Raw genomic sequence first — 19,729 nt, forward strand, 5'->3', positions numbered from 1 at the left:
GAATACAGACAACAGTGAGGAGGAGACGGCCATGGTGGATCAAGCCAGGGCACGCCGACTCGCGAAGCGGATTTCCTCGATCGTCGCCACCGCGATCGAATACGAGGTGAAGGATCCGCGGCTGCGTTTCGTGACGATCACCGACGCGAAGGTCACCGGTGATCTGCGCGAGGCCACGGTGTACTACACGGTGATGGGTGAAACCCTCGACGCCGAACCGGATTACGCGGCCGCGGCCGCCGGCCTGGAAAAGGCCAAGGGGGTGCTGCGTTCCAAGGTCGGGGCGGGGACCGGAGTGAAGTTCACGCCGACGCTGGCGTTCGTGCTGGACAAGGTGCCCGACGCCGCGCGCGAGATGGAGGAGTTGCTGGCCCGCGCCAGGGCCGCCGACGACGCGGTGGCCAGGACGGCCGCCAACGCCAGGCCCGCGGGCGAGGCCGACCCGTACAAGGTCGAGCGCGACAGCGCCGAGTGACGCGCGGCGCGGATGACGACGAGCGGTAACGAGGCCGAGCTCGACGCGGCCGTCGCGGCGCTGAACGCCGCGGGATCGGTCACCATCCTGTGCCATGTGCAACCCGATGCCGACACCATCGGCAGCGGTTTGGCGCTGGCGCTCGTGCTGCATCGGCGCGGCATCCCGGTGTGGGTGTCGTTCGCCGAGCCCGCCGAACTGCCCGCTTCCATGCGCTCGCTGCCCGGGATCGAGCATCTGGCCCGGCCCGCGGAGGTGCCGCGCGAAGTGGACCTGCTCGTCGCGGTGGACTGCGGCAGCGCGGGGCGGCTCGGCGCGCTGGCCGACCGGCTGTCCGGCGCGGCGACGACGCTGGTGCTCGACCATCACCGCTCGAACACCCGCTTCGGCGCGATCAACGTGGTGGACTCGGGCGCGGAATCGACGACCAGCCTGCTCGCCCGGTTGCTCGACGCCTGGGGTGAACCGATCGATGCCGAGGTGGCGCACTGCCTGTACGCGGGCCTGGTCACCGACACCGGCTCGTTCCGTTGGGTGCGGCCAGGAACTCACCAGCTGGCCGAACGACTGCTGGCCACCGGGATCGACGGCGCCGAGATCGCGCGCACGTTGATGGACACCCACCCGTTCGACTGGCTGCCGATGCTGTCGCGGGTGCTCGGCACGGCACGGCTCGAGCCCGCCGCGTGCGGTGGTACCGGACTGGCGTACGCGTTCGTGCGTCGCGACGATGTCACCGGCGTGCGGTCGGAGGAGGTCGAGAGCGTCATCGATATCGTGCGCACCACGGCCGAAGCCGGGGTGGCCGCGGTGTTCAAGGAGTCCCGCACCGTCGACGGACGCTGGACCGTGTCGCTGCGCTCGCGCGATTCCGGGCCAGGCGCGCACGACGGTGTCGACGTGGCGGAGGTGGCGACCGCGCTCGGTGGCGGCGGGCATCGTTACGCGGCCGGGTACACCACCGACGGACGCCCGGAGGACGTGGTGCGGGACTTGCTCGCGGCGCTCGGATGACCGGGCAGGATATCGACGACACCGACAGTGTCCGCGCCACTTTGGACGCCGATCCCGTCGAGGCCGGGCCGCGGCGCATCCTCGGACTCGCGCTGCCCACGCTCGGTGTGCTTGTCGCCGAACCGATCTACCTGCTGTTCGATCTCGCGGTGGTCGGCAGGCTCGGCGCGCTGGCGCTGGCCGGTTTGGCCGTCGGCGGATTGATTCTCGCGCAGGTGAGTACCCAGCTGACCTTCCTGTCCTACGGAACGACCGCGCGAGCCGCGCGCAGGCACGGCGCGGGCGACGAGCGCGGCGCGGTGGCCGAGGGCGTGCAGGCCACCTGGCTCGCGGTGCTGGTCGGCCTGCTGATCCTGATCACGGTGCAGGCGTTCGCCGTTCCGCTGACCAGCGCGATCGCGGGCGGCGGGGATATCGCCGCCGAGGCGCTGCCGTGGGTGCGGATCGCGCTGTTCGGGGTGCCGCTCATTCTGATCGCGATGGCGGGCAACGGATGGTTCCGCGGTGTTCAGGAGACCCGCCGTCCGCTGCTGTATGTGGTTGCCGGTCTTGCGCTTTCGGCCGTGCTGTGCCCGGTTCTGGTGCACGGGTTGCTCGGCGCGCCCACGCTCGGGTTGCCCGGCTCGGCGGTGGCCAACGTCGCCGGGCAGACGGTGACGGCCGCGCTGTTCCTGGCGGCCTTGGTGCGCGAACGGGTTTCACTGGTCCCGCACTGGACGGTGATGCGCGCCCAACTGGTGCTCGGCCGCGATCTGATCATGCGCAGCTTGGCCTTTCAGGCCTGTTTCGTGTCGGCGGCGGCCGTGGCGTCGCGGTTCGGTGCGGCGTCCGTCGCGGCGCACCAGCTGGTCCTCCAACTGTGGAACTTCCTTGCGCTGACCCTTGATTCGCTGGCCATCGCCGCGCAGACGTTGGTCGGTGCGGCGCTCGGCGGCGGGAATGCGGTGGGCGCGCGGCGGCTCGCGTGGCGCGTCACGCGGTGGTCGGAGATCTTCGCGCTCGCGCTGGCCGGTGCCTTCGCCGCGGGGTACGCGGTCGTCCCGCCGCTGTTCACCGACGACCCCGCCGTGCTGGATCGCACCCACGTGGTGTGGTGGTTCTTCGTGGGCATCATTCCGGTCGCCGGCGTGGTGTTCGCGCTCGACGGCGTGCTGCTCGGCGCCGGTGACGCCGCGTTCCTGCGGACCGCGACGCTCGGCGCCGCGCTGATCGGCTTCCTGCCCGCCATCTGGCTCTCGCTCGTCTACGACTGGGGGATCGCGGGCATCTGGTCCGGTCTGGTCGCCTTCATGGTGCTGCGGCTCGCCGCGGTGGTCTGGCGGACGCTGACGGGTCGCTGGGCGCAGGTGGGGGCGGAGATCCCGACGGGCCGCGCCTGACCGACCGGTCCACTTATTTCGAAAACGATATTCATTCCTGGCAAGATGGGGGAATGCTCGAGCACCTGCCTGCGCGCCGCACGCGAATCCGGGTGTCGTCGACCTACGTTCTCGCCGGACTACTGGTGGCGGGAATCGTCTGGCAGGCCCAGCTGGCCTCGGCGATCGACGCGCGGCTGCGCCTCCAGACCGCGCTGACGATGTTCGTCGGAGTCTTCGTGCAGGCCATCCCCTTTCTGGTGCTCGGTGTGGTGGTCAGCGGCGCCATCGCCGCGTTCGTCTCGCCCGCGCTGCTGCGGAAGATGTTGCCGCGCAACGAGACCGCCGCGATCGGTGTCGGCGGGCTCGCGGGCCTGGCGCTGCCCGGGTGCGAGTGCGGCGTCGTCCCGGTGGCGCGCAGGCTGATCGATCAGGGCGCGCCGAGTTCGGTCGCGCTGGCCTTTCTGCTGTCGGCGCCCGCGATCAACCCGGTGGTATTGATCGCCACCGCGGTCGCGTTTCCCGGCGAACCGGGGATGGTGGTGGCGCGGTTCGCGGGCTCGCTGGCCACCGCCCTCGTGATGGGGCTGCTGTGGTCGCGCTTCGGCAGCCCCACCTGGATGCTGCCGCGCGGCGGGCCGGACCACTGCGTGACCGGCCGCACCCGAGCCGAGGTCTTCGCCGAGGCGGCGCGACACGATCTGCTCCAGGCCGGAGCCTTCCTCGTGCTGGGCGCGGCGACCGCGGCGGCGCTGCACGTCCTTGTTCCGCCGCAGTGGTTCGAGCACCTGGCCACCCAGATGCTGCTGGCCATCGTGGTGCTCGCGGTACTGGCGGTGGTGCTCGCGCTGTGTTCGGAGGCCGACGCGTTCGTCGCGGCGAGCATGTCGACACTGCCGTTGTTGCCGCGGTTGGTATTCCTGGTCGTCGGGCCCGCGGTGGACGTCAAGCTGTTCGCGATGCAGGCGGGCGCGTTCGGGCGGCGATTCGCGCTGTGGTTCGCGCCGTCGACCTTCGCGGTCGCGATCGTCTGCGCGACGGTGGCGGGTTACGTCTTCCTCGGGGGTGCGCGGTGAGGCGGGAAACGCAGAACCTGCTGTTGCTGTTGATCGGAATCGCGGTGCTGCGCACCACCTTCGACGGCACCTACCTGCGCTACGTGAAGCCGGGACTCTTCCCGTTCCTGCTGATCAGCGGGATCGGCATCGTCGCGCTCGGCACCGCGGCCATCATCGGCGACCTGTACCGCGGGCGCGCGGCGCACGAGCACGGGCACGGACGTGTCCAGTGGCTGCTGCTCGCGCCGGTCGCCACGCTGCTGCTCGTCGCTCCGCCCGCGCTCGGGGCGGGCGCCGCCGTGACGAGTTCGGCGATCCGTCCGCCGGATCCTGTTGTGGCGCAACCGGAATTGGTCGCCTACGCGCCGCTTCCCGACGAACCAGCGCCTTTCCTGTCGATCAGCGAGGTGGTGAACCGCGCGACGCTCGACTCCACCCGGTCGCTGGACGGCCGGGAGATCACCGTCAGCGGTTTCGTTCTGCGCCGCATGCGCGGCTACGGCATCGACCTGGCGCGCGTGGTGATCACCTGCTGTGTGGCCGACGCCCGCTACATCCGGCTGCACCTGTCCGGCATCGAGGAACCGCTCGACGAGGACACCTGGCTCGAGGTGCGCGGCGTGGTGGAACCGGACAGCGCGCGCCGCGACCGCGACTCGACCCCGACGCTCGTCGTCCGTGAGTACCACCGCGTCGAACGGCCCGACCACTCCTACGAGCGGGGCCGCTGACTCACGCGGGTTCCTCGACTGCGCGATAGCGGCGGACGACGACCCCCGCGGGACGGACCGACCGGCCCGCCACGGTCAGGCCCGGGTGCACGAGTTCGTCGACGGTGCGGTCGGCGGACGGGTCGGCGGTGGCGGTGACGTCGGCGGCCTCCATGGTGAGCGAATCGAAGGCGTCGTCGGGGCGCGGCGTGACGATCGTCGCCCCGCGACCGGTGAGCAGCCGCTCGATGCGCGCGCCGATGGCCTCGAACGCCGCCCGTTCCCTTGGCGATTCGGCGGTGGCCGCGCACGCGGCGGTGTCGTTGTGCAGGGCGAACAGCTCGACGACCAGCGGCAGATCGGCGCCTGCGCGGTCCTGGCGGGCGCGGGCCTTGGCCTCGTCGGCGAGACGCTCGATGGTGGCGGCCTGGCGGGCGACGACCCGGGACAGGTCCTCGACGCGTTCGACGAGTTGGGCGAGCGATTCCGCGACTGGTTCCGTCATGCTCGCACCATAGCCGGGACACGCATCGATTGTTTTGGGCGTCAGCCGGATTCGCCCATCGGTCGCTGCGCCACTGTCGGCGGTGACTGATACGATCGCCTGCCATGGGGGTCTACGGCATCGACCTGGGCACAACGAACTCGGCGATCGCGCGGATCGACGCCGACGGTCGGCCCGAAGTAATGATCGGCATGAACGGGGAACCGACGGTTCCCTCCGTCGTGCTGTTCGCGTCCGCGTTCGATCATCTGGTGGGCGAGGGCGCCAGGCGGCAGGCCCGGTTGGATCCCGAGCACGTGTGCTCGCTGGTGAAACGCCGGATGGGCGACGCGGAGTGGCGTTTCGCCGCGCACGGCGAGACCTGGTCGGCGCCCGCCGTTTCGGCGCTGATCCTCAAGAGTCTGGCCGCCGACGCGGAATTCGGCGGCGGTGAGCCGGTGCGCCGTGCCGTGATCACCGTGCCCGCGTACTTCGGCGACGAGGAGCGGCGCGCCACCATTCAAGCGGGCACCTACGCGGGCTTCGACGTCGCGGGCGTGCTCTCCGAGCCGATAGCCGCCGCGTTCTCCTACGGGTTCGGCAGGCTCGACGGCGGCGTAGACATCGGCAAGACCGGTGCGCGCGAGACCGTGCTCGTCTACGACCTCGGCGGCGGCACCTTCGATGCCACCGTCATCGAGCTGGCCGATCGCCGCATCTCGGTGCTGGCGGTGGAAGGCGATCATCAGCTCGGCGGCGCGGACTGGGACGAGCGGATCGCCCTGTATCTGTCCCAGCAGTTCTGCGCGGCCAATCCCGATGCCGAGGACCCGCTGGACGATTCGGCCGGTTCGCAGACGCTGGTGCTGGCCGCCGAGCGCGCCAAGCGCGAACTCAGCGACCAGGAAAGCACGGAGGTCGTCGTCGCGCACGACGGCGCCCGCGCCGTCATCACGCTGACCAGGGACGAGCTCGAGTCGATGACGGCCTCGCTGATGCGCCGCACGCTCGATCTCACCAAGGACTGTCTGGCCGCCGCGGGCAAGCGCGGCGTGGCATCGGTCGACCGGCTGCTGCTGGTCGGCGGCTCCTCCCGGATGCCGATGGTCGCCAGGGAACTGGAGAAGGAACTCGGCCTGATCGGCGAGCTGCGCGACCCCGATCTGTCGGTGGCGCGCGGCGCGGCGCTCTACGGCGAGAAGCTCGAGATGGAGCGGTTGATCGTGGCCGATCTCGTGACCCGCGGTCGGCTGCGCGACGGCTCCGGACTGAACGAGGCGGCGCCCGCTGACCTGGAACAGTCGATCGCGCGGGTCGCGGAATCGTTCGGTCAGCCGGTCAGCCTGGTGCGGCGGATGCTGGAGATCCAGGTCGACACGGTGGTCTCGCGCGGATTCGGTGTGCTCGCGCTGGATTCGCACTACGGGCTGGCGGCCGCCTGGCTGGTGCACCGCAATCAGACGCTGCCGGTGCGGGTGCGTCGGTCGTTCGGCACCGTGCGCGAGGACCAGGATCAGATCGAGCTGACGATCGTGGAACAGCAGGGACAGGCCGCCTCGATGCGTCCCGAGGACACCAAAGTGCTTGTGGAAGGCAGGATTCGCGGCATCCCGCCGGGCTATCCGGCGGGCAGCGAGGTGCGCGTCACCTTCGAGATGGGATTCGACGGCGTGCTGCACGTGACCGCGCACCACGTCGACGCCGACATGCCGTTGACGTTGTCGGCGCAGACGGGAGCCACGTTGTCCCAGGCCGATGTCGCGCGTGAGCTCGACCAGGTGCAGCGCTCCCGCCGCCGCGACAGCTGAGCCGCCATGCACGCTTTCGACCCCAACGATTACCGCAAGCGGGTGCTCGCCGCGGTCGAGCGCCGCGGCGGCATCGACCAGTCGGACCCGTTCGAGCTCTACGACATTCCGCTCGACGAGGCCGAGAGCCTCAGCGACGCCGAGGTTTCCGCGCGGGTGCGCGAGGTGTGGGGTTTCTGGCAGCGCCAGCGCGACCATCCGAAGTATCGGGTGCTCGTCGGGTTGCTGGTGGAAAACCACGACCAGCTGTCCTATCTGCTGCTCGACGGGTCCGCGCGGCGGGCCGAAGCGATCCGGATCCGGCACGAGCGCGAACAGCGCGACGCCGAACGCTACGAGATGCTGGACACCGCGATCTCCCGGCTGGTGCAGCGCCACGGCGGGGTGCCCGCCGCGAAAGTGCCCGGACTGGAGGAGATCGGGACGATGGGCGGGCTGTCCGCCGCCGAGGTCGCCACCCGTTTGCGTCGTCACCGGATCATCGAGGACGCGCCGCAACCCGCCGCGCCCACCGGCACGCTCACCGACCAACGACGCCAACAGATTCGCGGGCTGCTCGCCGAATGGGGGCGGCTGGTGGACGGTCCGCCCGCGCCGACGCTGCTCGGTCTGCTCGGGCTGGATCCCAGCCGCGCCACCCACACCGGCGAGATCCGGCTGCGCGCCGACGCGTTGCGCGCTCGGTCGCGCGAGCTGCCGCCCGGTCGGATGCGCGTGGTGCTCGACGAACTGCTCGTTCACGTGCAGGACCTGCTGGAGCCCGGTGGGTCCGTGGTGGACGAGTACGTCGCCTCGATCGTCGAGGACGTCACCGCAGAGCTGCGGCCCAAGGTGCGGGCCGCCGTGCTCGTCGAGGACGAACTGGTGGGGGAGGACTACGAGTTCCTGCTCGACGAGGCGATCGCGCTCGGCATGGACCCGCACGCCGCGGGTCGGCTGCTCGAAGACCTGGCCGTCGAATTGGGTTCGCGCGCCGTCGGATCCGCGCGTCCGACGCCCGCCCCTTCCCCATCGAGCGCGGGACGCGCCGCGGCTCCCGCTCCGCCGCGGCGGCAGTGGGAGGAACCGCTCAAGGCGGCGCGGGCGGCGTTGCGCGGCGGACGTCCGCAGGAGGCCGCGCGCCACATCGCCGAGGCCAGGGGCCTCGATCCGCACAACGAGGGCACCACACCGATCCGCTCGGTCTCCGACGACGTCGAACGAGTGCTCGCCGAGGCGGCCAGGCACTGGCGCGTCGCCCTCGCGGCCCGCGCGGCAACCCGCTACGTGGAGGCGCTCGAACACCTCCGGCAGCTGCGACGCGTCGCCGCCGACGTGCCGCCGCCCACCGGATCCGCCGCGAGTCTGGACGAACTGCTCTCCGAAGCGGAGCGAGCCGTCGCCGAGGCCGACCGCCTGGTCGCCGCCGCGGCCGCGGGACCGTCCGCCGAACGTTCTCGCACACTGCGCGCCGCCCAAGCCGCCTGCGTCGACCATCCCGGCGCGAGCGAGGCGCTGGCCGCCACCCCCGTTCCAGCCCCCGGCCGCGTGACGGCGACCCGCATGGCGAACGGTTCCGTGCAGATCGTTTGGTCGCCCGCGCCTGCCGACGACGTGGCCTACCGCGTCACCCGGCTCCAGCCGGACGGCTCCTGGCGAGTGGTCGGACGCACCCGAGGCACCGAACTCGAAGACGGCGGCGCTCCGCCCGGCGAAGTTCCGGTGTACGCCGTCGCCGCCGCTGCGTCGGGGACCTACTCCGAAGCGACACGTTCGGACGCCGGGCCTGAGCCACAGCGGCTACCGACCGCCTCGGCGGACGTGCACGGACGAGCCGCTCGGCCGCCAGTTGAGCCCGCCTCGCTGGATGGGCACGGTCGACCCGCCGACGCGGGTCCTGCCGCGCAACAGGGCACGACGATGGTGCCGGGCGCGCGTGCCGAACACGCGGCCCAGCCCGATTCGGTGGACCGTTCCGGCTCGGCCGAGTCGGCCGGTTCCGCGTCGGATATGCCGCCGGGCTCGGTGGTTCAGCAGGGCTCGGTGAGCCGTCCGGCCCCGGTAAGTGGGTACGGCCGAACTGCCAACGGGGATCCGGCGGCTCGGACCGGCGCGATCGAGCACGACCCGAGCCACACTCCCGGTCCGGGGGCGGAGCCCGATTCGTCCGGCCGGCGTGCCCATGCAGTGCCGCACGCGGCGGTCGATCGGTCCGGCTCGGCGACACAGGCCGAACCCGCCGTTCGGCAGGATGTCGGCGGTCCGCCCGGCTCGGTGATCGAGGCCGGGGCGGCAACCGATTCCGGCAGTGCTTCTCGGCCGGGTCCGACTGCCGAGCAGGTGTCGTCACCGGATTCGGCTCAGCACGGTCCGGTCGCGCAGTCCGCGGGAAGCGGTGCGTCCGCCGAGTTTCCGGCGGGGGCTGCGACCGGTGCGGGCGTCGAACCGGCCGTGCCGCTCGTGTCGGACGATCCCATGCCGAGCGGCATTCCGGTGGTCACCGATTTGGCCGAGCGTGCTGGTCTGTTGACCTTCGTGTGGCCGACGGGGATCACCGAGGTGATGGTGGTGGCGCGCCCCGAACGTCCACCCCTCGCACCGGACGAGCCGGAAGCACGCGCGTGGAAGGTCACCAACATGCGGTACGAGATCGACGGCGGCGTCCGCGTCCCGCCCGACCTGCCGCGCCCCTGCCACATCGCCGTGGCATCGTGCCGCCGCGAGCCCAACGGCAAGCTCACCGTGGCAGCGGGCTTTGCGCCGGGCGCTCGTATCCACTGGACGCACGCGTAGCCGAGCGTCGGTTCGCGCCAGCCGTGGAGCGGGGCGGTTCCGCCGGATCTGCCGCGCCCCTGTCATATCGTCGTCGCATGGTGCCGCCGCGAGCCCAACGGCAAGCTCACCGTGGCAGCGGGCTTTGCGCCGGGCGCTCGTATCCACTGGACGCACGCATAGACCATCGCCGGGCTCGGCGCCGAAGCGATGCCGGTGCCGCCATGGAATCGGGACCGGCGACTGGACAGCTTGCGGTCGCAGCCGCTCGGCGGGAACTCGCGTCGAAGTGCTCCGCGCACGCACCGACATATGAACGGCAAGGCGTCGCGGGCCCGCCGCGGAATGCCGCGCGCGGCCCTCGCGTTCCGATCGGGGATGAATCGTGTTGGCGGAGGCGGGCGGCGGGTTGTTGCCTCGGATGTGACAAGGTGGGTGTGGTGATACCCAAGTTGATGGCGGTGAGCGACGTACACGTCGGGCATCAGGGGAATCGGCCGATCGTGGAGCAGATCCAGCCGGACTCGCCGGAGGACTGGCTGATCGTCGCCGGTGACGTGGGGGAGAAGACCGACGACATCCGCTGGGCGCTGGAACTGCTGCGCCAGCGATTCGCCAAGGTGATCTGGGTGCCTGGCAACCACGAGCTGTGGACCACGGCGAAGGATCCCGTGCAGATGCACGGCGTCGCCCGCTACGAGTACCTGGTGTCGATCTGCCGCGACCTGGACGTCGTCACGCCCGAGGACCCCTTCCCGGTGTGGCGCGGCTCGGGCGCCGAGGCGCACGGCGGCGCGGTGACGCTCGCCCCGATGTTCCTGCTCTACGACTACTCGTTCCTCCCCGAGGGCGCGAAAACCAAGGCCGAGGGCTTGGCCATCGCCCGCGAGCGCAATGTGGTCGCCACCGACGAGTTCCTGCTCTCGCCCGAGCCGTATCTGACCAGGGACGCCTGGTGTCACGCGCGGGTGCAGGTCACCAAGCGCAAGCTGGACGCCCTCCCGCCGGAGACGCCGCTGGTGCTGATCAACCACTTCCCGCTGGTCCGCCAGCCCACCGATGTCCTGTTCTACCCGGAGTTCGCGCTGTGGTGCGGCACCGATCTGACCGCCGACTGGCACACCAGCTACAACGTGGTGTGCTCGGTGTACGGGCACCTGCACATTCCGCGCACCTCCTACTACGACGGCGTCCGGTTCGAGGAGGTCTCGCTCGGCTACCCGCGCGAATGGCAGCGCCGCGGCCTGCCGGACAAGCTGCTGCGCCAGATCCTGCCCGCCCCGGAGTATCCGCCCGGCACGCTGAACAAGTGGGGCGGCCACTTCAAGGTCACCCCCGAGATGGAGGCGGCCGCGGCCGAGATGCGCAGCCGCGCCCAAAAGCGGCGCGGAGTCTGACCAGGCACACGCCTCGACTAGGCTCGGAACCGATGATCGAGAACATTCTGCCCAATGGCGTCGCCTCGGCCGAGCTGTTGGCGTACCCGGAGGATCTGAAGCCGCATCCGGCCGAAGAGCATCTCATCGCGCAGTCGGTGGAGAAGCGGCGTCGCGATTTCATCGGCGCCCGACACTGCGCGCGGGTGTGCCTGGAGCAGCTCGGTGAGCCGCCGGTCGCGATCGGCAAGGGCGAGCGCGGCATGCCGGTGTTCCCGCGCGGCATCACGGGCAGCCTCACGCACTGCGACGGCTACCGCGCCGCGGCGCTCGCGCACAAGATGCGCTTCCGCTCGATCGGGATCGACGCCGAGCCGCACGGCGCGCTGCCGGACGGCGTGCTCGACTCGGTGAGCCTGCCCGCCGAGCGGGACTGGTTGCGCGACACCGATTCTCGCCTGCACCTGGATCGGCTGTTGTTCTGCGCCAAGGAGGCCACCTACAAGGCGTGGTTCCCGCTGACCACCCGCTGGCTGGGTTTCGAGGAGGCGCACATCACCTTCACCGTCGAGGAGAAGGCCGACGGCACCGGTTCGGGCACCTTCCACAGCAAGCTGCTGGTGCCGGGCCAGACCAACGACGGCGGGCTGCCGCTCACCGCGTTCGACGGACGCTGGCTGATCACCGACGGGCTGATCCTGACCGCGATCGCGCACGGCTGATGACCGAACCGACCACCCAGGCGCAGCGCCCCGACGTACTCGGCGGCCTGTTGATCGTCGACAAGGACGGCGGCTGGACCAGCCACGACGTGGTGGCCAAGTGCCGGAAGTTGTTGCGCACCAAAAAGGTCGGGCACGCGGGCACCCTCGATCCGATGGCGACCGGCGTGCTCGTGCTCGGCGTCGAACGGGCCACCAAGCTGCTCGGTCTGCTGACGCTCACCACGAAGGCCTACACCGCCACCATCCGGCTCGGCCAGTCCACCACCACCGACGACGCCGAGGGCGAGACCCTGGCGACCGTCCCCGCGCTGCACCTCACCGACGCCGACATCGCCGCGCGAATCGCGGAACTGACCGGCGACATCGAGCAGGTGCCCGCCACCGTCAGCGCCATCAAGGTGAACGGCGAACGGGCCTACGCCCGCCACCGCGCGGGCGAGGAAGTGCGCCTGACCGCCCGACCGGTGACCGTGTCGCGCTTCGATGTGCTTGCCCGGCGCGATGTTTCGGACGGCTTCGTCGATCTCGACGTCGTCGTGGAGTGTTCTTCCGGCACCTACGTGCGGGCGCTGGCCCGCGACCTCGGCGCGGCGCTTGGCGTCGGCGGTCACCTGACCGCGTTGCGCCGCACCAGGGTCGGCCCCTTCACGCTGGAACACGCGCGAACGCTGGATCGGCTCGCCGAGGATCCCACGCTGAATCTCGGCATCGACGAGGCGGTCCGAATCGCCTTCCCGCACCGGACGATCGACGACCGCGAGGCCGAATCCCTGCGCGACGGACGGTGGTTGGATCCGATCGGCATCGCGGGCGTGCACGCCGCGCTGACCGCCGACGGCACCGCCATCGCGCTGCTCGAGGAGAAGGGCAAGCGCTCCTCGCCGGTCTTCGTCATCCGCCCCCGCGGACTCGTGGACTGACGGTCTCGATCAACCGGGCGAGCAACGTCACGACCGGAGATGTTAGTTGACGCGTGTCTACTAGGGCTCGTACAGCCAGAGTCGCTTCTTCGGCGCCATCTCCGTCGGCCGTTTCCTAGCGGCGCAGGCCGACAACGCGATTCGGGCCGAACCGTACAGTGGTCGTGGGTTCGCCGTCCGAAATCGGCGGCGGCCGTGGGAAGGCAGTGGGCATGAGTGAACATTCGGTCGACACGTTCGAGCTGTGGGACCGCGACAGTGACGGACTCGTCTCCGTCCAGGACATCACCGACGGAATCCGCGCGCTCGGGCTCGAAGTCGACACCGACGCGGTCGAGCGCCTGGTCGCCGCGGCCGATACCAACGGCGACTTCTTGGTCTCCAAGGCCGAATTCGACGCGGCACTGGTGACCGGACGCCTCGAGGTGACCGACGCCGACGCCGCGTTCCGCGTCTTCGACACCAATGGCGACGGGCGGATCTCGGTCGAGGAACTCGAATCCCTCATCCGCCACGTCGGCGCGGGGCTCATCGACGTCCCCGCGGCCGACCTGCTCGCCGCCGCCGACCGAGACGCGGACGGCTATCTCTCCCCGGCCGAATTCCGAGCTCTGCTGGACGAACTCGCGCGCTGAGCTCGAAGGGGACCGATCAACCGCCGAGCAGTGCCCGGGCAAGTCCAGCCGCCTCGGCGGCCAACCCCGGTGGATTCGTGGCGATGAACATCGAGTCGGCCGCGAGATTGCCCAGGACGTGCCAGCTCGGATCCGGTGCGCCGCCGACCACTAGGCGACGGGAACCGGGTTCGGCGCGCAGACCGCCCGCCGGATGCGTTTCGGCCGCGCCCGCCGCGAGCAACGCGCTGATCAGCGATTGGGATTCCGGGGGCGTGGTGTAGGCGGGCGGGTTGACCGCGTTGAACACGGTGTCCGCGGTCCAGCGCCGCCCGTCGTGCACGGTGAAGCCGCCGCCGGAGCGCGCCTCGATCTTGGTGAGACCCGCGCGCAACCGCAGTTGACCGGAATCCAGCAGCCGCAGCACGATACGCGCGTTGTGCGGGACCATCGGCGAGCTCAGGCTGTTGATCGTGCGGAAATGCCCGGTGCGCAGCATCTCTCGGTCATCGTCCGCCAGCAGCGGCCAGGCGATCGGGCCGACGGTGCGGATGACCATGGCCAGCATGCGTCGCCCGAGGTGCGGTGCGTCGACGGCTTCGAGGTGGCGGCGCAGCAGGGCGATCGGATCCCCGTCGTCGGTGATCTCGGCGGCCAAGGTGTCGAAATCCTGTCCCAGGGAGTCGAGTTCGGCGCGCATGAGCGAAATGAGCTGGGCGAAGCGGAGTTCGCCGTGCCCGGCCTGCTCGCGCATCGCCGCGGGCGTCAGGTGTACCGGCTGGAGCCGGACCGGACGCTGCTGGACGAAGGGGAGTCGACCGCTGCGCGAGAGCAGGCTGATCGGTCCGGTGTGTCCGTTGGCGCCCAGTGCGACGGCGATGTCCACCGCGGTCAGTCCGCTGCCGATCACGGCGATGTGCCGGTCGGCGGGGAGTCCGGCAAGGGTGCGGGCGAGCGGGTAAGGCTCGTTCACGTATCCGGGTGCGCCGGTGAGCCCGTAGTGGTCGCGCGGACCGCCGCCGCCGACCGCCAAGACGGCACGGTCGACCGGGACACGGTCGCCGTCCGCGGTGTGCAGCACGGTCTGGAGACCTGCTGTATTCGGCACGGTTCGAGAGATGCGGTCACCGCTCGCGTTGTGCGGCAAGGTTTGTGGAATGCGATCGCCGCTCGCGGTGTGCGGCACGGTGCGTTCGTCGCGGGAGAATCCGGTGACGGCCGATCGCACGACACGAACCGGGCAGCCGGCACGATCCAGCCGCGCGATCGCCTCGCGCGCGGTGTCCTCGAGATATTCGCCGTAGACCGCGCGGGGAACGAGCGGCTGACCAAGCCCTTCGTCGAGGTAGCCCGCGACGTCGCGTCCCGCCAGCCAGCGCTGGTAGTGCCCCGGATCGCCCGCCCGCACCGACATGATGGGCGGCGGCGCGTTCACGCGAACCGCGTCGAGATCCGGCTGGTACGGACGACCCCGCCACGGCACGGGTGCGCCGTCGAACACGGTGACACCACTCGGTTTGTCGTCGGCTGCGGCGAGCGCGTCGAGCAGCGCGACGGCGGCCGCGCCAGCTCCGATGATTCCGATGTGCATGGGGCTCCTTCGATTTCGTGATCGGGACACCCAGCGTCGCGGGGTTTGGGCGGTGCGAACCATCCCGCGATCGAGGGGTTCGCGGTGCCGGGCCCGGAATTTCACCGACCTGCTCGACGCTCACCCCTCATATGCGGGATGGCGGACATGCGACGGACAGCGGACGATGACACCCATGACCGGCACACCCGCCCTCGACGCGCTGCTCTCGAGCATCGCCGCCGCGCCCGACGCGCACGCGCTGTTCGCCGACACCTCGGCTCGCCTGCGGCGGATCACGCCGTTCGACGCCGCCGTGTGGGTGGCGACCGATCCGGTCAACGGGCTCACCACGGCCCCCGTCCGGGTGGAGAACCTGCACGAGGGCGGCTGCGGAACCTATTGGGAATCGGAGCTTTTCGCCGAACACGTGAATCTGTTCCGGGATCTGGCGGTGGCGAAGGTCCCGGTCGCCGGACTGCGCGAGGTGACGGGCGACCGGCCGACACTGAGTGCGCTGTACCGCGGGTTCATGCGTCCGCGCGGTTTCGACGACGAGTTGCGTGCGGTGTTCCGGGTGGACGGCCAGCCGTGGGGCCAGCTGAGCCTGTTCCGCGAGCGCGGACGGTCGCCGTTCGGCGCCGCGGACATCGCCTTGGTCCGAGCGCTCTGCACGCCGATGGCGCAGCGGCTGCGTGCCTTCGCGCTCCCGGCTGTGACGCCACCGTCCGCCGCCACCGCCCCCGGTCTGCTGCTGTTCGGCGCGGGCGGCGAACTGCTCTCGCTCAACGACGAGGCCCGCGACCTGCTCGCCGAGATGCCGCCCGGTCCCGCCGCGCCGACGCCGCTGGGCATCGATCTGCCGCTGCCGATCTGGATCCTCAACACGGCGGGCCGCGCCCGGCTCACCGGCGCTGCCTCGCGGATCCGGGTTCGCACGACCGCAGGGCGCTGGCTGGTGTGCCACGCGACCTGCCTGCGCGACGCCGAAGGGCGAACCCGCACAACCGCTCTCGTGATCGAACCCGCGAAGCCCGCGGAAGTGGCCGAACTGATCGTCGCCGCCTACGAGCTCACGCCGAGGGAACTGGAGGTGACCGAGCTCGTCGCTCGCGGCCTGCCGACCGCCGACATCGCCGCCCGCCTCTTCCTCTCCCCGCACACCGTGCGCGACCACCTGAAGTCGATCTTCGACAAGGTAGGCGTCACCAGCCGCGGAGAACTGGTAGCCAAACTCTTCACCGAACATCGCGAACCCCTCGCCGCCCCCACTACCGTGCGAGTCCTCGACGCGGCGAGCTGACGGTTCTCCCCGCATCGTCCACGCGGGCCGCCGCCCGTCGTCCGGCCGCACGGTGCGGTGGGCTTGCTCGGCTTTGTCGGCTCGGTCCGGTCGCGCCACCGACTGCCCGCTCGATGCGGAGCAGGTTCCTTCTCGGTGGAAGCGTGGGGCCAGACGGCACGGTCCGGTCACGGCTTCGACACGCGGGAGCAACACCCCCGTACACCCGGCTTGACCTGCGTTAACGCGGTTCCCTTGCGGTCGATACTTGGGTAACAGTTGCTCGATTCGGAGGCTTGGCGATGCGTGCGGTGGGAATCGTCGGGGTGATGTGCGCGGTGTTCGCGCTCGTGGCGGGGTGCGCCGGGGAGGCCGAGGAAGCGGAGCGCCCGCGGGCGAGCGCCACCGTCGCCGCGACCACCGTCGACGGCACACCGGAGATCGCCGAGGAGCCCGCCGCCACCAGGGCGCCGCAGCCGCGACCCGCGCCCCCTGCGCCCGCTCCGGCGCCGCAACCGCCCGCTTCACCGGTGCTCGGCACCGCGATCATCGAGACGGTGACCCTCGGCGGCGTCGCGGTGCCCGACGTGCCGGTCAGCGTGTGGCAGATGCGGCCGTGCGATATGGCCCAGCTCGATATTCCCTTGGGCGCCAGCGAAATCGCGCGCTGGGATGCGGTGACCGGTGCCGACGGGCGCGCGGTGTTCGTGGTTCCGGTCGGCTGCTTCCGATTCCGGATGGACCCGCCGCCCGGCACCGATCCGGTGCCCGAGGGCATGCACACGCTGTTCGTGACGGCGGCCGGTCAGGTCGTGACCGGTCAGCTGCGCTTCAACGATCCGGCCCCCGCGGACTGCGCCGCCGAGACCATCGTCGGCGAGCTGGACGACGCGGGCGATCTGACCGCCGAGGGGGCGACGGTCACCGAATGCGACGGCTCCTGGGCGGTGATCGTCTGGGACATCCCCGGCGACAGCCAGCGCATCGTCCACCGCACAGCCGACGGTTGGCGCACCTACGTCGCGTTCCCGCACGACGTCTGCTGGTCCACGGCCGCCGCCGACGGCGTTCCCGCCCGATTCGAGTCCTACTTCCAGCCCTGCTGACCGTCGCGGAACACCGGGCGAGGCGTCGAACCGGATCTCAGGTCGTGAGCCAGATGGCTTCCGCGGCGGGGCGGCCGAGGTCGGTGGTGGCCTCGCCGTCGCCGATGCGGATGGCGATGGTGCCCGCGAAATCGCGGCGTTCGACGACGGCGATGGCGGTGTCCAGCGCGATGCCGACGGAATCGAAGTAGCGCAGCATGTCCGGGTCGGAATCGGAGATGCGGGCGACGCGCCCGGCCTGGCCCGCCTCGAAATCGCTGAGCTGGCGCGCGGGCGGCGTCGGCACCGCGCCGTCCACCGACGGGATGGGGTCGCCGTGCGGGTCGCGGTCCGGGTAGCCGAGCTTGGCGTCGATGCGGGCCATGAGCAGTTCGGAGACCGCGTGCTCTAGCACCTCGGCCTCGTCGTGCACCTCGTCCCAGCCGTAGCCGAGCTCGTTGACCAGGAACGTCTCGATCAGCCGGTGCCTGCGCACCATGGCGACCGCGGCGCGGCGACCGTGCTCGGTGAGGGTGATCGATCCGTAGCGCGCGTGCTCGACCAAGCCCTGATCGGCGAGTTTGCGGACGGCTTCGGAGACGGTGGAGGCCGAGACGCCGATCCGCTCCGCGAGCAGCTTCGTCGAGACCTTCTCCTGCGACCACTCCTGTGCGGTCCAGATGACCTTCAGGTAGTCCTGGGCGACCGAGGTCAGCTCCGGCGCCAGAGTGGCGGTGCTGCCGTGCGGTTCGCCCGGCGCGGAGCTGTCGGTCAGCTCGCGGCGGGTGGCGATGTCTCGTTTACCGGGCACATATCCGAGCTTATGCACATCCGACGCGATTCACACAGTCGGACACCGGGATGCGGCGAACTCGTTCGCCACTCGTGTTCCGCCGGTCGCGGACCGGCCATCCCGCTGCCACTTCGCGCGTTGATCCGCAGGTCGCGGGCGCGGTCGTCGGTGCGGTTCGACGGCGGGAGCGCGGACGAAATCCAGCGGAAGCTCGCGCCGACTCGGCCCTGCGTACGACGAGAGTCCGAGACCCTCGCTTCAGAAGCGCGGCGAGCGCTCGAGGTCGTAGCGTGGACGGTGGTCTTCATCGAAAACCCCTGTCGCGCGGGGTCCTTGCGCGTGGCGGAGGTGCGCCGAGAACCGTTCGGTCGCAGGCCGCGCGCGAAAGTCGCGAGCGAATCGGACCCCGGCCTGGTGGACGGCGGGCAAGCGTTCTGTGACATCTGGTACGCCCGAATACTGTTCGGACCTCGACTTGCGTAGGCTGCGAACGTGCAGAGATGGCGATCGCTCGACGAGGTGCCCGCGGACTGGGGACGGTGCGTACTCACGATCGGTGTGTTCGACGGAGTGCACCGCGGCCACGCGCAGTTGATCAGCCGCGCCGTGAAGTCCGCGGCCGCGCGCGGCGTCCCCTCGGTGTTGATGACCTTCGACCCGCACCCCATGGAGGTGGTGCGGCCCGGTTCGCACCCCGCGCAGCTGACCACCCTGACCCGGCGCGCGGAACTGGTCGAGGAACTGGGCGTCGACGTGTTCTGCGTGATGCCGTTCACCCAGGAATTCATGAAGCTCACCCCCGGCCGCTACGTGCACGACCTGCTGGTCGAGCGGCTGCATGTCACCGAGGTCGTGGTCGGCGACAACTTCACCTTCGGCAAGAAGGCGGCGGGCACCGTCGAGACCATGCGCGAACTCGGTGAGCGCTTCGGTTTCGAGGTCGACGGCGTCAAGCTGCTCGGCGAGCACGCGGTGACGTTCTCCTCCACCTACATCAGGGCCTGCGTCGACGCGGGCGACATGGCCGCGGCCGCCGAGGCGCTCGGCCGACCGCACCGCGTCGAGGGCGTGGTGGTGCACGGCGACGGCCGCGGCCGCGAACTCGGTTTCCCCACCGCCAACGTCGCCCCGCCCATGCACGCGGCGATTCCGGCCGACGGCGTCTACGCGGGCTGGTTCACAGTGCTCGGCCCCGGACCGACGATCGGCACGGTGACCCCCGGTGAGCGGGCGATGGCCGCCATCTCGGTCGGCACCAACCCCACCTTCTCCGGCCGCGCGCGCACCGTCGAGGCGTACGTCATCGACGGCGAGGCCGACCTCTACGGCCAGCACGTCGCGGTCGACTTCGTCGAGCACCTGCGCGGCATGCGCAAGTTCGACACGATGCACGACCTCATCGAGGCGATGGGCCGCGACGTCGAGAACGCGCGCAAGGTGCTCACCGCCGCCGACACGGGAGCCCGGCCCGGCACCGAGTCCTGAGCTCGTAAGCCGCCGGAACACGATTTCAGTTGGGCACTGTGTCCTGGGTTCGGCCGGGCGCTGCGCCCCGAGTTCGGTCGGCAGTCGAATCCCGAGTTCTATCCGGCGCTGCGCTCCGACTCCGGTCGGTCGCCGATTCCTGAGTTCGGTCGGCGCGGCGTCCCGAGTTGGATTGGCCGCTGGGCCGAGCGTCGGGCTCGGCGCTGTGTCCTGGATTCGGG

At 70.7% G+C, this 19,729-nt stretch carries 17 protein-coding genes; 14 read left to right on the forward strand and 3 right to left on the reverse strand.

What is annotated here, in order from left to right:
- Positions 1 to 31 precede the first annotated feature (31 nt).
- The 5 genes from rbfA to CRP45_RS26935 are packed head-to-tail and all read left to right on the forward strand — an operon-like array spanning position 32 to position 4,636.
- Entirely contained in the window at positions 32 to 475 is a 444-nt protein-coding gene (gene rbfA, locus CRP45_RS26915) for a 30S ribosome-binding factor RbfA (protein WP_097247518.1), read from the forward strand.
- 12 nt (positions 476 to 487) lie between these two features.
- A complete protein-coding gene (locus tag CRP45_RS26920) occupies positions 488 to 1,489 on the forward strand; it encodes a DHH family phosphoesterase (RefSeq protein ID WP_097247519.1) in 1,002 nt (333 codons plus the stop codon).
- Positions 1,486 to 2,868: an MATE family efflux transporter gene (locus CRP45_RS26925; protein WP_097247520.1), complete on the forward strand. Its 1,383-nt coding sequence runs from the start codon at positions 1,486 to 1,488 to the stop codon at positions 2,866 to 2,868. The genes CRP45_RS26920 and CRP45_RS26925 overlap by 4 nt, the downstream gene beginning before the upstream one ends.
- Before the next feature lie 53 nt (positions 2,869 to 2,921).
- A complete protein-coding gene (locus CRP45_RS26930; protein ID WP_097247521.1) occupies positions 2,922 to 3,923 on the forward strand; it encodes a permease in 1,002 nt (333 codons plus the stop codon).
- Positions 3,920 to 4,636, forward strand: a complete 717-nt coding sequence (locus CRP45_RS26935) for a TIGR03943 family putative permease subunit (protein ID WP_179831031.1) — start codon at positions 3,920 to 3,922, stop codon at positions 4,634 to 4,636. The genes CRP45_RS26930 and CRP45_RS26935 overlap by 4 nt, the downstream gene beginning before the upstream one ends.
- Before the next feature lies 1 nt (position 4,637).
- Here the strand turns inward: CRP45_RS26935 and CRP45_RS26940 are convergent, their stop codons facing one another.
- Entirely contained in the window at positions 4,638 to 5,120 is a 483-nt protein-coding gene (locus CRP45_RS26940; RefSeq protein WP_097247523.1) for a nucleotide exchange factor GrpE, read from the reverse strand.
- Between the two features lie 104 nt (positions 5,121 to 5,224).
- Here CRP45_RS26940 and CRP45_RS26945 point away from each other — a divergent pair, with 104 nt between their 5' ends.
- The 6 genes from CRP45_RS26945 to CRP45_RS26970 all read left to right on the forward strand — a co-directional run bounded on the left by CRP45_RS26945 (position 5,225) and on the right by CRP45_RS26970 (position 13,314).
- Positions 5,225 to 6,907, forward strand: a complete 1,683-nt coding sequence (locus tag CRP45_RS26945) for an Hsp70 family protein (RefSeq protein WP_097247524.1) — start codon at positions 5,225 to 5,227, stop codon at positions 6,905 to 6,907.
- Between the two features lie 6 nt (positions 6,908 to 6,913).
- Complete coding sequence (locus CRP45_RS26950) at positions 6,914 to 9,679, forward strand: SaeA-related protein (protein WP_097247525.1); 2,766 nt, start codon at positions 6,914 to 6,916, stop codon at positions 9,677 to 9,679.
- A gap of 419 nt (positions 9,680 to 10,098) precedes the next feature.
- Positions 10,099 to 11,055, forward strand: a complete 957-nt coding sequence (locus CRP45_RS26955; protein ID WP_097247645.1) for a metallophosphoesterase family protein — start codon at positions 10,099 to 10,101, stop codon at positions 11,053 to 11,055.
- 32 nt (positions 11,056 to 11,087) lie between these two features.
- Complete coding sequence (gene npt / locus CRP45_RS26960; RefSeq protein ID WP_097247526.1) at positions 11,088 to 11,756, forward strand: 4'-phosphopantetheinyl transferase Npt; 669 nt, start codon at positions 11,088 to 11,090, stop codon at positions 11,754 to 11,756.
- Positions 11,756 to 12,679: a tRNA pseudouridine(55) synthase TruB gene (gene truB, locus CRP45_RS26965; RefSeq protein ID WP_097247527.1), complete on the forward strand. Its 924-nt coding sequence runs from the start codon at positions 11,756 to 11,758 to the stop codon at positions 12,677 to 12,679. Before npt ends, truB begins: the two co-directional genes overlap by 1 nt.
- A gap of 212 nt (positions 12,680 to 12,891) precedes the next feature.
- Positions 12,892 to 13,314 carry an EF-hand domain-containing protein gene (locus CRP45_RS26970; RefSeq protein ID WP_097247528.1) on the forward strand — a complete coding sequence of 141 codons (423 nt, stop codon included), beginning with the start codon at positions 12,892 to 12,894 and terminating at the stop codon, positions 13,312 to 13,314.
- Between the two features lie 16 nt (positions 13,315 to 13,330).
- Here the strand turns inward: CRP45_RS26970 and CRP45_RS26975 are convergent, their stop codons facing one another.
- Positions 13,331 to 14,884: an FAD/NAD(P)-binding protein gene (locus CRP45_RS26975; protein WP_097247529.1), complete on the reverse strand. Its 1,554-nt coding sequence runs from the start codon at positions 14,882 to 14,884 to the stop codon at positions 13,331 to 13,333.
- Positions 14,885 to 15,059: 175 nt separating this feature from the next.
- On the opposite strand from CRP45_RS26975, the gene CRP45_RS35015 reads away from it, so the two are divergent.
- Positions 15,060 to 16,166, forward strand: coding sequence for a LuxR C-terminal-related transcriptional regulator (locus CRP45_RS35015; RefSeq protein WP_179831032.1), 1,107 nt, complete (start codon positions 15,060 to 15,062; stop codon positions 16,164 to 16,166).
- Between the two features lie 281 nt (positions 16,167 to 16,447).
- Positions 16,448 to 17,251 carry a hypothetical protein gene (locus CRP45_RS26985; RefSeq protein ID WP_245910466.1) on the forward strand — a complete coding sequence of 268 codons (804 nt, stop codon included), beginning with the start codon at positions 16,448 to 16,450 and terminating at the stop codon, positions 17,249 to 17,251.
- A 37-nt stretch (positions 17,252 to 17,288) separates the two neighbouring features.
- On the opposite strand, the gene CRP45_RS26990 is transcribed toward CRP45_RS26985, so the two are convergent.
- Positions 17,289 to 17,957, reverse strand: a complete 669-nt coding sequence (locus tag CRP45_RS26990; RefSeq protein WP_174554793.1) for a metal-dependent transcriptional regulator — start codon at positions 17,955 to 17,957, stop codon at positions 17,289 to 17,291.
- A gap of 558 nt (positions 17,958 to 18,515) precedes the next feature.
- Here CRP45_RS26990 and CRP45_RS26995 point away from each other — a divergent pair.
- Positions 18,516 to 19,508, forward strand: a complete 993-nt coding sequence (locus tag CRP45_RS26995) for a bifunctional riboflavin kinase/FAD synthetase (RefSeq protein ID WP_097247531.1) — start codon at positions 18,516 to 18,518, stop codon at positions 19,506 to 19,508.
- The last annotated feature ends 221 nt before the right edge of the window (positions 19,509 to 19,729 follow it).

Source organism: Nocardia amikacinitolerans (assembly GCF_900215415.1).
In the GTDB taxonomy this organism is placed as follows: domain Bacteria; phylum Actinomycetota; class Actinomycetes; order Mycobacteriales; family Mycobacteriaceae; genus Nocardia; species Nocardia amikacinitolerans.

What these genes read in the sequence shown, in the direction of transcription:
- rbfA (WP_097247518.1), top strand. Translation starts at nt 32, where the DNA reads ATGGTGGATCAAGCCAGGGCACGCCGACTCGCGAAGCGGATTTCCTCG.
- CRP45_RS26920 (WP_097247519.1), top strand. Translation starts at nt 488, where the DNA reads ATGACGACGAGCGGTAACGAGGCCGAGCTCGACGCGGCCGTCGCGGCG.
- CRP45_RS26925 (WP_097247520.1), top strand. Translation starts at nt 1,486, where the DNA reads ATGACCGGGCAGGATATCGACGACACCGACAGTGTCCGCGCCACTTTG.
- CRP45_RS26930 (WP_097247521.1), top strand. Translation starts at nt 2,922, where the DNA reads ATGCTCGAGCACCTGCCTGCGCGCCGCACGCGAATCCGGGTGTCGTCG.
- CRP45_RS26940 (WP_097247523.1), bottom strand. Translation starts at nt 5,120, where the DNA reads ATGACGGAACCAGTCGCGGAATCGCTCGCCCAACTCGTCGAACGCGTC.
- CRP45_RS26945 (WP_097247524.1), top strand. Translation starts at nt 5,225, where the DNA reads ATGGGGGTCTACGGCATCGACCTGGGCACAACGAACTCGGCGATCGCG.
- CRP45_RS26950 (WP_097247525.1), top strand. Translation starts at nt 6,914, where the DNA reads ATGCACGCTTTCGACCCCAACGATTACCGCAAGCGGGTGCTCGCCGCG.
- npt (WP_097247526.1), top strand. Translation starts at nt 11,088, where the DNA reads ATGATCGAGAACATTCTGCCCAATGGCGTCGCCTCGGCCGAGCTGTTG.
- truB (WP_097247527.1), top strand. Translation starts at nt 11,756, where the DNA reads ATGACCGAACCGACCACCCAGGCGCAGCGCCCCGACGTACTCGGCGGC.
- CRP45_RS26970 (WP_097247528.1), top strand. Translation starts at nt 12,892, where the DNA reads ATGAGTGAACATTCGGTCGACACGTTCGAGCTGTGGGACCGCGACAGT.
- CRP45_RS26975 (WP_097247529.1), bottom strand. Translation starts at nt 14,884, where the DNA reads ATGCACATCGGAATCATCGGAGCTGGCGCGGCCGCCGTCGCGCTGCTC.
- CRP45_RS35015 (WP_179831032.1), top strand. Translation starts at nt 15,060, where the DNA reads ATGACCGGCACACCCGCCCTCGACGCGCTGCTCTCGAGCATCGCCGCC.
- CRP45_RS26985 (WP_245910466.1), top strand. Translation starts at nt 16,448, where the DNA reads ATGCGTGCGGTGGGAATCGTCGGGGTGATGTGCGCGGTGTTCGCGCTC.